We start from the raw sequence: 14,410 nt of genomic DNA, 5'->3' as shown, positions 1-14,410 counted from the left end.
CCGTATACGTCAGCGGTCGGACTTCACCTTCACGGTCCGGTCGAAGTACCGCGTGACGCCTGTCACCGTCCACCTCGCCTTTGTGACGCCCTGAACCCACTGCTGGGCGGCCGCGGCACCTTGAAGCACTTGCCGACGGCGTGGCTCCCATGCTGGTCCCCGGGATGCTGGCGTTGTCGTCGGACCCAGCTTCGCTGCCGCCGACGCAGGCGGTGAGCAACAGAGCCGCTGATGCGGCGAGTGCGGCCGTGACGAGCGGGACAGGGCCCGGCGAGTTGACGTATTTGCTGGTCAAGCCGAGCCGTGCCGTCGACGGGCACGCGGGCGGGGTCGCACGGACGAGGGGGTACCGGGCAAGGCGGGACCGGGGGAGTCGCCGGGGAGCACCAAGGGGCCGACCGGTGCGGGCGGTTGACCGTTCGTGTCCTCCGTGCCTGGCAGGAAGGGGCTGTCCGGGAGAGTGTGGGCTTGCTTGGCGTGCTCGGGTGCGGGGAGCACGCGGCGTCGGTTCAGCTCGGCGACATCGATCAGGGGGGCTGCCACGACCCGGTCGAGCAGGTCTGCCTGCTGTGGCTCCAGGGCGGTGAGCTCACTGAGTACGGCAAGAATCTCGACGAGTTCCCGGCTTTATTCGTGTTCCCAGCGCTCGGGGCGCTCGCGGTCGAGTTCGCTGGTCACTTTGCCGGCCATGCGGCTGCTGCGGTACGCGAGCCAACTGTCGAGTACGTTTCGCCCGCCCGTGGTGTAGTTGCGCATGCGCGGCGTGACTCCTGTGAAGAGGCCCCCCTCGATGATCAGATGCTCGTTCTCTGAGTTGTAGCTGATGTGGGAAGGGAGTCCGTCAGGTGCGACTTCTCGGGCGTACTTGATCTCAGGGTGCAAGCTTCGCCACCAGGCCGGCGTGCCTACCGCGCGGCCTTCACCTGGGCTGATGCTGTGTGTGCCGAAGGTGGAAGCCCACAGAATGCGGTGTCCCAGGTGGACAGCCTCGTGCCAGAGGTCACCGGCGGCGGTCAAGGGGACGCGTACCCCGAGTGAGTTGAGATCCTCCGCAAAGTTCTCGGTGAAGGCGGGATGGGCGGTGATGGCGGCGATGTAGGCCAGCAGGTCCTCCGGGACGACCTCTTGGAGACCGAAGGAGTTGGCGAGGTGATGCAACAACCCTGGGGTGATGTTGGGGGCCCGGTCGGCACGCAGGAACGGCAGCACGCGACCGCCGTTTCCATTGAAGTAGTGCATGTCGGGGATGAGGGCCGTGAAGAGCAGTGCTGGGCCGGTCTTCAGACGTTGTGAGTGTTGTTCAACGACGAAGATCTGGCCGTCGACGGAGGCTTGCCACAACTCCGGACGGGAGCGGTCGATGACGCGCCCGTCGGCAATGATCCACTGACGGTCAAAAGCTCTGCGGGCGATGCGTATCGGCGTAGGACAGGGGTTCTCTTCGTCGCGCAGGAGGACCGGCGGGTGGGGATGGCCTGGAATCTGAAGAGCTTCCTTGTCCAGGGTGCGGTCGCCGGTCTCTTTGAACAGAGCCTTCTCTGGGATGGAGACCTGCAAAAATTGCTCCACGAACTGGCGCCAGGCGATGCGCCAGACGGCCGTCATGGCCGTTCTCGGGGGCATCCTGCACAAGGCTGTAAGTGTCCTGTGGGATGTCATTAGCGGAGCCATGTAAGGGACACCCCGGCCCACTGCGGGCCGGGGCCTTCGCTTCGACTAGCAGAGACCCAACTGGGTCTGGCTCCTATGCGTTTCCTTCGGCTGCGCCGTGGGTTCCGGAGGCCACTTGCCGTCTTGAGGGAGTCGCTGGCCACAAGCTTGGACGCTGAGAATTGTTGGAGTCTCGTCCAGAGATAGTCCATGAGACGGGCTGCGGCCTTCTGGCTGATCCGGATGGATGACGATGTGGGGACGGGCTAGGCAGGCTCCAGTCCCCTCCGTTCTCGCCTAGAACATGGCCTCGCTCTCGCCTGCCCGCGGCAAGCGGGTCGCGTACTCGGGAACGGGCAGAACGCCTGCCGCCGTTAGATCGTTCGCCGTGATGAGAGGTCCTTGGCAAATCTCAGCCAGAAGCTGACCTTGTACCGGCTCCAGGTCAACCAGTAGACCCAGGACGTTGAGCAATTCGAGCAGCTCGGAAGTCCAGTCAGGGAGCCAGGTCGGCGAGTACTCGTGATCTAGAGAGCGGAGGCGCTTGCCCGCGGGCTCTTTCCGACGGTATCCGAACCATTTGTCCAGCACGTTCATGCCGGAAACGGAGTAACGGCGTACCTCCGGTTCGACTGGTCCAACGCACCCCTCGCCTATCCATAGCTGCTTGGCGTCCTCGTTGTAGCGCATAGCCGTTGGCATGCCATCAACAGTGTCGGGGATTGCGACTAGGCTGATGGGGCGCCGCTCAGCCGGCAGACGGGGGTGTTGAGGTGCTGACGGCATCCCGGCGTCGGCGTCAGCGAAGCGCTCGCCATACGTGTGCAGCCACAGGACTCTCCGCCCTACTTCAAGTACACGGTTCCAGAGGCTGGCAGATGCTGTAAACGGTATACGTGCGCCAGGAATCTCCAAGTCCTCGGCGAACTTTTCGGTGTACGAGGGATGAGAGGATACTGCAGCTATGTAGGCGACGAGATCTTCCGCGGATACCGGAACTCCGAGGCGCTGAGAGATGACATACAGGAGCTTGGGAGTGACGTTTGGCGTCTCCCCATCCGCGTCTCTATAAAGGGGTCGGACCGCCCCGCTGCGACCATTAAAGTAGTGCATATCAGGGATTAAGGCGCTGAAAACCAGGCCAGGTCCGTTCGTAATTGCATGGGCATTTTGTTCTACGACGAAAAGCTGTGACGAGCCTCGCACTCGCCACAGGTCAGGCCGCGGCACCACCATTAGGCGATTGTCTGGAATTACCCATTGACGGTCGAAAGCTCGGTATCCAACCCGCACTGGTGTTAGCATAGCTCGGTCTTCCTGGGCAAGCGTTGAAAAACCTCGGTCTTGGATGCCGGGCAGAGGGCCTACTACGGTGTTCAGATCGCGGTCGCGAGCCTCTCCGAACATCTCTCTCTTCTCGTCCTCGTCAGCCGCGATAAAGAGTTGCCAACGCCGACCAAGAGTCTCCTGGTCGGGTGCGTAAGCCCACACGCGACCTGGTGTCACGCCCCGAGATGACCACGGCATGAGATCGCTAAGCCGTGGGCTCGACTCCCATAGGTCACTTCCTGGGGGTAGGAATGGAGCGATTTCGCCGGAAGCGCAGGTACGCCACCGGGTATCACTTAGTTGTAGGCCTGTGAGCTCCTGGATTTTCTGCTGGCGATGGCCTGCCAGAGAAATATGCCGCACGACTGCGGGTGGCTTCGGTGATTCTGATTTCTCTTCAGGTTGCCGCCATCGTACGAAGACAGCGATGCATAGTTCCTGGGCGACTTCAGGAAAGATCCGGGTTGACGCATCTGGGCGCTGCCCTTCGGGGGACAGGTCGATAATCCAGCCTTCGTCTGCCACTGATCTAAGATATTTGCGCATTCCTGCGAAGCCAGCACCCTTGATCCATGCGCGCGGCGTGATAAAAGTGATCACGCCGAAAGGTGAATCATCGTGAGACTCGAATACCTTCCAGGCGGCCCAGTTCCAGAAGTAGATGTATAGATTGGACATCTTAGACTCGTGCTTGCCGTTGCCGGGGAGCCGGAACTTGGCCAGAGGAGGATGAACTCCTGCCTTGGGATCGCCGAGTTCCACCCACTTTCCCACTCCATGCCTTACAGCGTCATATGGTGGGTTACCCAGAACAACCATTACTCGCTCATCGCGTTTCACCTTGTTGGCTTGCTTTCGCGACTCTGCGATTGCTTTGAAGGTCCCTGGAAGCCAGTTGAACTCGTCTTTCGGGTTGTCCAGGGTGTTTGTCACGTATAGGCGAAGGCCGCGAGCCGGGGCGGAAGATTTGAGATCCTTTAACCTGGCATGCATGCGCAACTCGGCAACCGCGTAGGGTCCGGTCTGCATTTCGAAGCCAATTAACCTCTGCCCCGTCATCTCGCGCAGACGAGGTCCCACGGCCCCTGGGCCTTCGTCTTCGTGAATCGTATTGGCGACTCGGTCCAGGATGTTGAGCAGGAAGGTGCCGGTGCCCATTGCCGGATCGACGACCACGACTTGCGGTGAGGCAAATCCATTAGCAATTCCGAGGCGTAGTCGGATTACGTCCTCCGTAAACCTGACCATGGCCGCGACGACCCCATTCGGGGTGTAGTAGGAGCCAGTGCGTTCGCGCAGTTTCGGGTCGTAGACCTGCAGGAAGTCCTCGTATAGACGCAGGTATGCATCCCCGGATCCGTCATCGAGACGCTCCCAGTCCACCGGGCCGATGACACGTATTAGAGTGTCGAGGGTCGTTGAAAGTCCGGTGAGCGAATCGTCTGTAAGCACGTCCAGAGCCTTGCCCATAAGCGAGTGTTTCTTCCCAAGCTTTGTGGCAATGCCATGCATAGTGTCGTGCTCGAAGATGATCCCTTCCACGCGGGCAAGAAGCAGGGCGAAGACTACGGTTTGAGCGTACTGGTCCGCAAAATCCTCTACGCTCTGCTCAGGGAAAAGGAGTTTCCCCCAGTCCTCTTTGAGGACGGTTAGTGTCTCCAGGCGCTTTCCGGACTTCTCCAGACGTAGTGCTTCCTTGACCTCGGAGCACAGGAGCCGACAAAGGCCAGCAACGGCTCGTACCAACTGCGTAATATTACGGGGGGGCTGGGGCTTCCAGGTCAGGAAGTCAAATAGCAAACGGGAAACGCCGCTGTCGAGTGGCGCTAGCCGACTTCCTGCGGTCTTGACGGAGGTGTTCATGCGGGCGACTTCGCCTACACGCTGACCGCTGCGGTATAGGGCCCACTCGTTACCGTCGGAGTACAGTACGTTTGGTAGGAGTTTTAGTTTTTGCCATTGGGCGGCATTGCGTCCCTTAAATGTCTCCGGGTCGGCGCCGATGTCTGGTCGCTTCAGTTCCACATGACCGACTAACGCATCGGCAACATATACGGCGTAGTCCGGACGGGCGCCAATGTCTACGAGAGGGACCTCGCCGACCAGTACTGACTTCAGTCCGAGTGCTGCGGCTGTGCGTGTAATCAGGCGCTCAAATGGACCACGAAGCTGATCTTCGGTACCTGTTGAGCCTTTGAGCTTAGGCTTTAACTCCTCGCCGAAGACGGCAGTTGCTTCACGGACCGTTTCCTCGAACCTGCCCGTTTTGGACACAGGACCCCCAAGTCCCTTACATATAGCAGGTGTTGATGCTCCGTCACGATAGGGCCGATAGTGATCGCCTGCAAGAGATCCCGCTACCCGCTCCACCTGCAGCGTGACGGAGTGTGACGCGCGCGAGTGTGCCTGGATCCCCCCGTAGTCACCTGTGGTCAGCGCGAACGAGGCGCACCTCTTGGGCCCATCCAGTGATCTCCGCGTCCCGGCCTCACGGGCTAAAGAGAGAGCAGCCTTCCGAGTGCTCTCGGCTGCGGCTCGGTCGCCCATGTCGTACTGGACGCAGCCGATCAGAAGCGCGAGCCGCTCCGCGCGCGGCGCTGATCTATCAGCACGTGGTGAGCGGTCGCGACCGCGATATCGCGGATCGGCTCGGCTCGGCTCGGCTCGATGATCCGGGAGACGGAAGGGAAACGCGCCTGCAAGGAAGGGGAGCAGGAAGGGCTGCTGCTCTCTGAGGGATCGGCGCAACGCGTGTCTGCTGTGTACGCGCGGCAAGTCGCTCGTTCCGAAGGCTTTCCGAAGGGCTGTCTCTGCCGATCCGAGTGCCTGCTGAAGGCGGGCCGCCTCGGCTTGTGTGCCGTCGGTGCAGTCGTGGACGGGCCCGTTCACCCGGACATAGTCAGCCATGGACACGCGAGCCGCGTAGGCAGCTGATTGCAGGGCCACAAGCGAGTCGGGAACCTGTATGTCGTCCGCCTCCGCATGCTAGACGCGGCGGGGGAAGTGCCATAGGCCAGGGGCGCAGTGGTGCGTGAATGCCCGACATCGGAAACCGCAAAGGGCCAGTCCGGGAGGAACCCCCTCCTGAGCTGGCCCTTCTCTCTGTGCCCCCGGCAGGATTCGAACCTGCGACACCCGCTTTAGGAGAGCGGTGCTCTATCCCCTGAGCTACGAAGGCGGGCGGATCGTGTGGGATCCGGTGGCTAGCCTAGCTGATGTGGGATAAGAGCCGGGAAAGGTTCCCGGGTCGGGTGATCGGGCTTCCCGGTCGGCCGCGCCGGTCTCCTGTCCTCACCGGGCGCTCTCCCCTCTGATACGTCCGATGTGTCCGATGGGGCTTTCTCGGCGGCGGCTGCCTTCCTTTGGGTGTACGGGCGTCTGGGCGTCCGCACGTGTTCGCTTGCCGCTCGTTCAAGTCCTGCCCCTCCGTGGGTGGTTGGCTCGGGCGGTGGGTGCCGGGGGCTGATCCCTGGCCCCTCCTTCACGTCCGACCCGCACCCCCCAACCCCCTCACCGACGCGTAACAGCAACCCGATAGTTCCCGTCCGCCCCCGCGTCCAGTACTCGTACCGTGAGGCCCGCCTTCTGGTCCGTGAAGGTTTCGCCGGGGGAGTAGGGGGCGTCGGAGAGTTCCGCGTGGACGTTGGGGGAGCGGGTGCAGCCGCCGCTGTCGCGGTGGGCGTCGGAGACCGTGACCGGGCCGTTGCCGGTGTCCACGTCCGTGCTCACCTTGTAGACGAGGATGCCGGGCCGGCAGACGGCGGAGTCGTTGCCGGCCCGGGTGCGCAGTTCGAGGACGTACGTGCTCTTGGTGCCGAGGGGGACGACGACGAGCTTGTCGCCGCCGCGCCGCTCCAGCGGGGTCACCGTGTACTCGGTCGTACCGGGCGCCGCCGCGCAGCGGATCTGCGAGTCGTCGAGCCAGCCCAGCTTCCACTTGTGCCAGCCCAGCAGGTCGTTGTCCGCCCCCCAGTCCTCGCTCATGATGTCCCAGTGCCCGACCGCCCCGCCGCCCTCCTGTGTATAGAGGTCGGGCAGGCCGAAGGTGTGGCCGTTCTCGTGCGGCAGGACGCGGTAGCCGGTGTCGGCGTACGAGCCGGAGCCGTCGTCCTGGCGGCTGTAGACGAAGGACGCGTTGGAGACCGGGACGCCGTCCGCGACCGGCGCCTCCGTGTTGCCGGCGAACGTCACCGACAGCACCGTGTCCAGCGCCGAGGGCCCGGCATTCGGGGTGACCAGCACGTTCAGGATGTCGTACGAGCGGAAGTCGACCTCGGGATCGGCCGCGGCCACGATGTCCTGCACCAGCTCGCGGTACCCGGGGTCGAAGGGCGCCCCGCGTTCTATCCCGTACTGCTTGAACGGCTTGGGCATCCGCAGCCAGCGCCGGATCGGGGCGTCCGGGCGGTAGTCGAGGCGGCCGTAGGAGCCCGTGCGGAACCATTCCTGGGTCTTGGGGAAGAACTCGTCGTACCGGTCGAGCGCGCTGCCCTTGCCGGGCGCGTCGGAGAAGTCGACCATCAGCGTCAGCGCCCGCAGCGTGCCGGTCGAGCGGGCGTAGCCGGGTGCCGTCGGGATGCCCTCGCCCATCTGCACGCCCGCCGGGCCGTGGATCATGCAGGGGCGCAGTGCCGCGCCGCGGGCCAGCGGCACGGAGCCGGCCGTCGCCGACCCCGCCGTCAGATGCCCGCTGCCGGCCGCCGTGCTGACGGCCAGCGTCAGTACGGTCACCGTGGCGAACGCGGCCACACGGCGCGGGCGTATCCGGCGGCTGGACGGCTGCATACGGGGGCCCTTCGCTCCACGGCAGCCGCCGGTCTCCGACTGCACCCTTGCGATCACCCTCAGTCGCCGGCGCGCCCGGCGCGCGCTGGATGAGCCCGATCGGGTCCACCCCCCCCTGGGGTGAGAGGGGTCCACCCCCCTGGGGTGAGAGGGGTCCACCCACCTGGGGTGGGAGGGGTGCGTGGGAGAGGTGGGGACGATGGTGTGACTCAGGTCACATAATCTTCTTCGCCTCGCGGGAAATAACCGGGGATCGTTTCCCCGTTTAGCCATACGTCCGAGCGAAACGGGGACCGAATCCCCGGATCGCAGCCGCAGCCGTAGTCGTAGTCGTAGACCAAGCCGCGTCACACCACGACGCTTCGAGGAGCCCACCGTGCAGACCGCAACCCCCGTGCAGCGCAAAGTGGCCCGGCCCCGTGCCGACGCTCTGCGCAACCGGGAGCGGATCGTCGCCGCCGCCCGTGAGATGTTCGTCGAGTTCGGGCCCGAGGTGCCGTTCGACGAGATCGCCCGCCGGGCCGGTGTCGGCAACGCCACGGTGTACCGGAACTTCCCCGACCGCGACGCCCTCGCCCGCGAGGTGGTCTGCTCGGTGATGGACCGCACCTCGGAGTGGGTGGAGGAAGCCCTGGCCCGGGGCGGCGACGCCTTCGAGTCGCTGAGCGGCTTCGTGCACTTCGCCGCCGACGAGCGCATCGGCGCCCTGTGCCCGATGCTCTCCGAGGGCTTCGACCAGCACCACCCCGACCTGGTCGCCGCGCGCGACCGGATCACCGACCTGATCGAGCGGCTGATGGCCCGCGCCCGCGAGGCCGGACAGCTGCGGCCCGATGTCGAGCTGGGCGATCTCATGATCGCCGTCAGTCAGCTCACCAGGCCGCTGCCGGGCACTGCGTGCCAGGGCATCGACCGGTTCGTGCACCGTCACCTGCAACTGCTGGTGGACGGTATGCGGGCCCCCGCCCGCTCCGTACTGCCCGGAGTGGCCGCCACCGTGGAGGAGCTGCGACGAGGCTGCTGACCACCACCGAGTCCCGGCGCGCGACCCGCGACCGTACTCGACCTCGGCCCTCGTGACCCGAACTCGAACCTGAACCCGAACTCGCCCTCACGAAAACACCGTTACGACTCGACCTCGCAATTCGACCGCGCAATTCGACCGCGCAATTCGACCGCGCAATTCGATCTCTCGACTCGCCCGCACGGCCAACCGGCCACGCGCGACCCGCGCCCGGCGCGCCCGCACCGCGCCGCCACCCGCGTGTCCCGCACGGCAACCGGCCATCGCCGACCGGTCATCCAACCGGTCGTCACCAACTGGTCATCACCAACCGGCCGTCACCAACCGGTCATCGTCGACCGGCAAGCAGCCACCGGCGTTCGGCCAACCATCGGCAACCGGTCACCGGTTTCCCCCGGTTCCACCGGCTTTTTCGCTACGAAGTCCCGGAGTGGGTATCCCCATGTCTGAAACGGCAACGACCAAAGCGGTCCCGGACCTTGAGTCCGAGGCCCACAGCAATCGCTGGAAAGCGCTCGTCTTCATCGCGCTCGCCCAGCTCATGGTGGTGCTCGACGCCACCATCGTGAACATCGCGCTGCCCTCCGCGCAGCACGACCTCGGCATCACCGACGGCAACCGGCAGTGGGTCGTCACGGCCTACGCCCTCGCCTTCGGCGGTCTGCTGCTCTTCGGCGGCCGTATCGCCGACCTGTGGGGCCGCAAGCGCGCCTTCGTCGTCGGTCTCGTCGGCTTCGCCCTGGCCTCCGCCCTAGGCGGCGCCTCCCAGAGCGGCGCGATGATGTTCGGCGCCCGTGCCCTCCAGGGCGTGTTCGGCGCGCTGCTCGCGCCCGCCGCGCTCTCGCTGCTCGCGGTCATGTTCACCGACGCCAAGGAGCGCGCCAAGGCGTTCGGCATCTACGGTGCGATCGCCGGTGGCGGCGGCGCCGTCGGCTTCATCCTCGGCGGCGTCCTGACCGAGTACATGAACTGGCGCTGGACCTTCTTCGTCAACATCCCCTTCGCGATCATCGCGGCCGCGGGCGCGTACTTCGTCATCCGTGAGCCGAAGGGCGGCCGCAACCGTTCGCCGCTCGACATCCCGGGCGTGGTCCTGTCCACCCTCGGACTGGTCTCCCTGGTCTACGGCTTCACCCGCGCCGAGTCCGACGGCTGGAGCGACACCGTGACGCTCGGCCTGTTCGTGGCCTCCGCGCTGCTGCTGGCCGCGTTCGTCTACACCGAGTCCAAGGTCAAGGCCCCGCTGCTGCCCCTGCGCGTCCTCACCGAGCGCAACCGCGGTGGCGTCTACCTCTCCCTCGGTCTCGCGATCATCGCGATGTTCGGCACGTTCCTCTTCCTGACCTACTACCTCCAGATCGTGAAGGGCTTCTCGCCGATCTCCACCGGCTTCGCCTTCCTGCCGATGGTCGCGGGCATGATCACGGGCTCCACGCAGATCGGCGCCCGCCTGATGACCCGGGTCGCGCCGCGCCTGCTGATGGGCCCCGGCTTCCTGGTCGCCGCGGTCGGCATGCTGCTCCTCACCCAGCTCGAGATCGGCTCCTCGTACAGCACCGTGGTGCTGCCGGGTCTGCTGCTGCTGGGCCTCGGCATGGGTACGGCGTTCATGCCGGCCATGTCCCTGGCCACGTACGGCATCGAGCCGCGTGACGCCGGTGTCGCCTCCGCGATGGTCAACACCTCGCAGCAGGTCGGCGGCGCGATCGGTACGGCCCTGCTGAACACGTTCGCCGCCTCCGCGACGACCGCGTACATCACGGACCACATCGCCGGCGCCCACTCCGTCGCACAGCAGAAGCTCGTGCAGGCGCAGGGCATGGTGCACGGCTACAGCGTCGCGATCTGGCTGGCGGTCGGCATCCTCGTGCTCGCCGCGGGCATCGCCTTCACCCTCATCAACACCGGCCGCCCGGACGCCAACCTGGTCGCCGGTGCGGGCGAGGGCGCGGAGGACGAGCTGAAGGTGCCCGTCATCGCCCACTGACGGCACCCGCCCGCTCCGGTCTTCAGGGACTGCCCGTACGGACGCGGGGTGGGGACGCCTCGTCCGTACGACTCCGGGGGGTGCCCCGGCTCCCAGCACAGGGAGCCGGGGCACTCCCATGTCCGGACCCCGGCCCATGTCCGGACCCCGGCCCATGTCCTGGCGCGGACCGCGGCCCATGTACTGGCGCCCCCCCCTCGGCCCCAACCCCTGTCCAGGCCCCGACCCTGTCCCGACCCCGGCCCCGACTCCCGATCCCGCCCCCCGCCCCGGCCCCTGTCCCCTGGCCATCCCCACCCCCCCCCGCGGGTGTCAGCGCAGCCAGGGCAGGTCCGCGCCCGCGTCCTTCGGCTGGAGCCCCTCGGCGATGATCCGCATGGCCTCGCCGAGGGCCTTCCGCTGGTCCGGGCCGAGCCGGTCGAACAGGGCCTGGCGTACGGCGGCCACATGGCCCGGCGCGGTCCGCCGCAGCACCTCGTAGCCCTCGTCGGTCAGCACCGCGAACTGCCCGCGCTTGTCGGAGGGGCAGTCCTCGCGCCGGACCCAGCCGTTCTTCTCCAGCCGGGCGACCGCGTGCGAGAGCCGGGAGCGGGTGATCTTCGCGTTCATCGCCAGCTCGGTCATCCGCAGCCGCCGGCGCGGGGCCTCGCCGAGCTGGACGAGCAGGCCGTAGTAGATGTGCGGCATGCCCGCGTCACGCTGGAGCTGGCGGTCGAGATGGTCCTCGAGGAGGGTCGTGGCGTGCATGTACGCGCGCCAGATGCGCTGTTCCTCGTCGGTGAGCCAGCGCGGCTCTTCAGCGGGAGCGGATGCCGTGTTCATGCACCCACTGTACGAGCCCCTTCTTGAAAATTAAACAAACCCGGCGTAGCGTCGTCCGCCTAACAACTTGAGACTTTAAGCAACTGCTTCAAATATCAAGCATCGCGCCGTACGATCGACGCGAACCCTGGAGGGAGCCGCCATGTCCGCCGCCACCGAGGAGCGCACCGCGCCGGAGCGCATGCCCGCCCTCTACCTGAGCCACGGCGCCCCGCCGCTCGCCGACGACCCGGTCTGGCCCGGCCAGCTCGCCGCCTGGTCCGCGGACCTGCCCCGCCCCACGGCGATCCTCATGGTCTCCGCGCACTGGGAGGAGGCCCCGCTCGCCCTCGGCGCGACCGAGACGGTCCCGCTCGTCTACGACTTCTGGGGCTTCCCCGAGCACTACTACCAGGTGACCTACGCGGCCCCCGGCGCCCCACGGCTCGCCGAGTCCGTACGGAAACTGCTGCGCGCGCCCGGCACGCCCGTGCAGGACATCCCGGACCGCGGGCTCGACCACGGGGCGTACGTGCCCCTGGTCGAGATGTTCCCCGAGGCCGACATCCCGGTGCTCCAGGTCTCCCTGCCGACGCTCGACCCGGTCCGGCTCTTCGAGATCGGCCGCAAGCTGGCGCCGCTGCGCGACGAGGGCGTGCTGATCGTCGGCTCCGGCTTCTTCACCCACAACCTCGCCGCCCTGCGGCACACCGGCGGGGGAGTGCCGGCCTGGTCGAGCGAGTTCGACGACTGGGGGCACCGGGCGCTGGAGGCCGGTGACGTGGACGCGCTGCTCGACTTCGAGCGCAAGTCCCCGGCGGGCCGGCTCGCCCACCCGCGCACCGAGCACTTCGCCCCGCTCTTCGTGACCATGGGCGCGGCGGACGCGGCCGGCGAGCTGGACAGCCGGCGGTCCGTGATCGACGGGTTCTGGATGGGCATGGCGAAGCGGTCGGTGCAGTTCGGCTGAGCGTGGGGCGTTTCCCGGCGGGGGCGAGTCCCCGGGGGGTTCCGGGGACTTCCCGGTAGCTTCCCGGTAAGTCCCCGGGGTGGCTCAGAGGTCCTTCTCGTACCAGGCGACGTCCCAGTAGCGGCCGAACTTGCGGCCGACCTCGCGGTACGTCCCCACGTGACGGAAGCCGAAGCGTTCGTGCAGCCGCACGGACGCCTCGTTGGGCGGCACGATGCCGGCGTACGCCCGGTGCACGTCCTCCGTCGCGAGCGCCGCGAACAGGGCCGTGTAGAGGAGCGTGCCGACGCCGCGGCCTCCGGCGCCCGGGGCGACGTAGACGGTGACCTCGACGGAGGTCTCGTACGCGGGCTTCACGCGGAACGCGCTGGACGTGGCGTACCCCAGAATCTCCTGTGAACCGGGGTCCGTGGCAACCATCAGGCGGTGCCGTCCGTCTTCAGGGTGGGAGAGCAGCCACGGCCGGCGCTCCCGCGGCGTGAAGGCGACCGTGTCGAAGGTGACGGGGGTCTCGCGAACGTAGTGGTTGTAGAGGTCCGTGAGGGCGTCGAGGTCGGCGGCGACTCCGGTCCTGACCTGCACCTCTGCGTGTTCCGACGGCATCAGCCCTCCCGTGTGGTCCGACAGGGTACTGCATGATCAGAAAAATCGAGGGGCCCCGTGGGAATTCTGTCCTGATTCCAGTCGTTGTTTCCATCGGATGCCGGGCACCCGGGAGGGTGAACGGAAGTCCAGGACCACCCGCTAGCCACCATCGCAAGGGAGCACGCATGGCAACCCGTGCCGTCGCCCGTCGTCAGTCCGCCACCGGCGAGACCACCGACGCGGCACGCAGTGTTCGCGCCGTAGGCGGCGAGATCGCCGACCGCGACCTGGTCGGCATGTACCTCGACGAGATCGCGCGTACACCGCTGCTCGACGCCGCCAAGGAAGTCGAGCTGTCCCAGGTCATCGAAGCGGGTGTGTTCGCGCAGCAGATCCTCGACGGCGAGACCGAGGCCAAGGCGGACGCCTCGCGCGAGGAGCTGGAGGCGCTGGTCGCCGACAGCGAGCGCGCGAAGGACGTCTTCATCCGCTCGAACCTCCGCCTGGTCGTGGCCGTCGCCCGCCGTTACCCGCGCAGCGGCCTGCCCCTGCTCGACCTGATCCAGGAGGGGAACGCCGGCCTGGTGCGCGCGGTCGAGAAGTTCGACTACCGCAAGGGCTTCAAGTTCTCCACGTACGCCACCTGGTGGATCCGGCAGGCCATCACCCGTTCCATAGCCGACCAGTCGCGCACCATCCGCCTCCCCGTCCACCTGGTGGAGGAGCTGGGCCGGATCCGCCGCGTCCAGCGCGAGTTCAACCGGGAGAACGGGCGGGAGCCCGAGCACGCGGAGATCGCCAAGGAGCTGGGCTCGACGCCGGAGCGCGTCGGCGACGTCCTGGACTGGGCCCGCGACCCGGTCTCGCTGAACATGGCGGTGGACGACGAGGGCGAGACCCAGTTCGGCGACCTGCTGGAGGACACCTCCGCCGTCTCCCCCGAGCAGTCGGTGCTCACCCTGCTGCGCAGCGAGGAGCTGGACGACCTGATCGGCCGCCTCGACCAGCGCACGGCCTCCATCATCAAGATGCGATACGGCATCGAGGACGGCCGGGAGCGCACGCTGACCGAGGTCGGCAAGGAACACGGTCTGACCCGTGAGCGCATCCGCCAGATCGAGAAGCACGCCCTGCTCGAACTGAAGAAGCTGGCCCGCGACACCGGATTCGACGCGGCGGCGTGACCCGGCCGAGCGTTGTGCGGGACGTGCCTGCACCGGGCGCGGCCGGCGTGGCGTGCGACGCGGGCATGGTGTGCGACGCGGGCGTGGTGAGTGAC

At 66.7% G+C, this 14,410-nt stretch carries 9 protein-coding genes and 1 tRNA gene; 4 read left to right on the top strand and 6 right to left on the bottom strand.

The genetic code is table 11. The features are described 5' to 3' along the window. Nucleotides 1-627 precede the first annotated feature (627 nt). The 4 genes from AB0912_RS13605 to AB0912_RS13590 all read right to left on the bottom strand — a co-directional run bounded on the left by AB0912_RS13605 (nt 628) and on the right by AB0912_RS13590 (nt 7,764). Nucleotides 628-1,605: a type ISP restriction/modification enzyme gene (locus AB0912_RS13605; RefSeq protein WP_366699005.1), complete on the bottom strand. Its 978-nt coding sequence runs from the start codon at nt 1,603-1,605 to the stop codon at nt 628-630. A gap of 342 nt (nt 1,606-1,947) precedes the next feature. Next, nucleotides 1,948-5,253: a type ISP restriction/modification enzyme gene (locus AB0912_RS13600; RefSeq protein ID WP_366699003.1), complete on the bottom strand. Its 3,306-nt coding sequence runs from the start codon at nt 5,251-5,253 to the stop codon at nt 1,948-1,950. 831 nt (nt 5,254-6,084) lie between these two features. Continuing rightward, nucleotides 6,085-6,157: transfer RNA gene (locus AB0912_RS13595), tRNA-Arg, on the bottom strand. Nucleotides 6,158-6,489: 332 nt separating this feature from the next. Next, complete coding sequence (locus AB0912_RS13590) at nt 6,490-7,764, bottom strand: M6 family metalloprotease domain-containing protein (protein WP_366699001.1); 1,275 nt, start codon at nt 7,762-7,764, stop codon at nt 6,490-6,492. A gap of 376 nt (nt 7,765-8,140) precedes the next feature. Between AB0912_RS13590 and AB0912_RS13585 the strand changes: the two genes are divergently transcribed. Next, nucleotides 8,141-8,788, top strand: coding sequence for a TetR/AcrR family transcriptional regulator (locus AB0912_RS13585; protein WP_366698999.1), 648 nt, complete (start codon nt 8,141-8,143; stop codon nt 8,786-8,788). A gap of 442 nt (nt 8,789-9,230) precedes the next feature. Continuing rightward, on the top strand, nt 9,231-10,775 hold the full coding sequence (locus AB0912_RS13580) for an MFS transporter (RefSeq protein ID WP_366698997.1): 1,545 nt from the start codon (nt 9,231-9,233) through the stop codon (nt 10,773-10,775). Nucleotides 10,776-11,087: 312 nt separating this feature from the next. Here the strand turns inward: AB0912_RS13580 and AB0912_RS13575 are convergent, their stop codons facing one another. Continuing rightward, nucleotides 11,088-11,597: a MarR family transcriptional regulator gene (locus AB0912_RS13575; protein ID WP_366698995.1), complete on the bottom strand. Its 510-nt coding sequence runs from the start codon at nt 11,595-11,597 to the stop codon at nt 11,088-11,090. Between the two features lie 142 nt (nt 11,598-11,739). On the opposite strand from AB0912_RS13575, the gene AB0912_RS13570 reads away from it, so the two are divergent. After that, nucleotides 11,740-12,546, top strand: coding sequence for a class III extradiol ring-cleavage dioxygenase (locus tag AB0912_RS13570; protein WP_366698993.1), 807 nt, complete (start codon nt 11,740-11,742; stop codon nt 12,544-12,546). Nucleotides 12,547-12,630: 84 nt separating this feature from the next. Here the strand turns inward: AB0912_RS13570 and AB0912_RS13565 are convergent, their stop codons facing one another. After that, nucleotides 12,631-13,149 (bottom strand): N-acetyltransferase family protein, encoded by a 519-nt coding sequence (locus AB0912_RS13565; protein WP_366698991.1) that lies wholly within the window; start codon nt 13,147-13,149, stop codon nt 12,631-12,633. Nucleotides 13,150-13,316: 167 nt separating this feature from the next. Between AB0912_RS13565 and AB0912_RS13560 the strand changes: the two genes are divergently transcribed. After that, the gene (locus AB0912_RS13560) at nt 13,317-14,315 is read left to right on the top strand and encodes a sigma-70 family RNA polymerase sigma factor (RefSeq protein ID WP_366698989.1); all 999 of its coding nucleotides are present in this window, start codon (nt 13,317-13,319) and stop codon (nt 14,313-14,315) included. The last annotated feature ends 95 nt before the right edge of the window (nt 14,316-14,410 follow it).

Source organism: Streptomyces sp. NPDC007084, assembly GCF_040703595.1.
In the GTDB taxonomy this organism is placed as follows: Bacteria; Actinomycetota; Actinomycetes; order Streptomycetales; family Streptomycetaceae; genus Streptomyces.
This window is presented reverse-complemented; position numbering and strand designations above follow the sequence as displayed.

What these genes read in the sequence shown, in the direction of transcription:
- AB0912_RS13605 (WP_366699005.1), bottom strand. Translation starts at nt 1,605, where the DNA reads ATGACGGCCGTCTGGCGCATCGCCTGGCGCCAGTTCGTGGAGCAATTT.
- AB0912_RS13590 (WP_366699001.1), bottom strand. Translation starts at nt 7,764, where the DNA reads ATGCAGCCGTCCAGCCGCCGGATACGCCCGCGCCGTGTGGCCGCGTTC.
- AB0912_RS13580 (WP_366698997.1), top strand. Translation starts at nt 9,231, where the DNA reads ATGTCTGAAACGGCAACGACCAAAGCGGTCCCGGACCTTGAGTCCGAG.
- AB0912_RS13575 (WP_366698995.1), bottom strand. Translation starts at nt 11,597, where the DNA reads ATGAACACGGCATCCGCTCCCGCTGAAGAGCCGCGCTGGCTCACCGAC.
- AB0912_RS13570 (WP_366698993.1), top strand. Translation starts at nt 11,740, where the DNA reads ATGTCCGCCGCCACCGAGGAGCGCACCGCGCCGGAGCGCATGCCCGCC.
- AB0912_RS13565 (WP_366698991.1), bottom strand. Translation starts at nt 13,149, where the DNA reads ATGCCGTCGGAACACGCAGAGGTGCAGGTCAGGACCGGAGTCGCCGCC.
- AB0912_RS13560 (WP_366698989.1), top strand. Translation starts at nt 13,317, where the DNA reads ATGGCAACCCGTGCCGTCGCCCGTCGTCAGTCCGCCACCGGCGAGACC.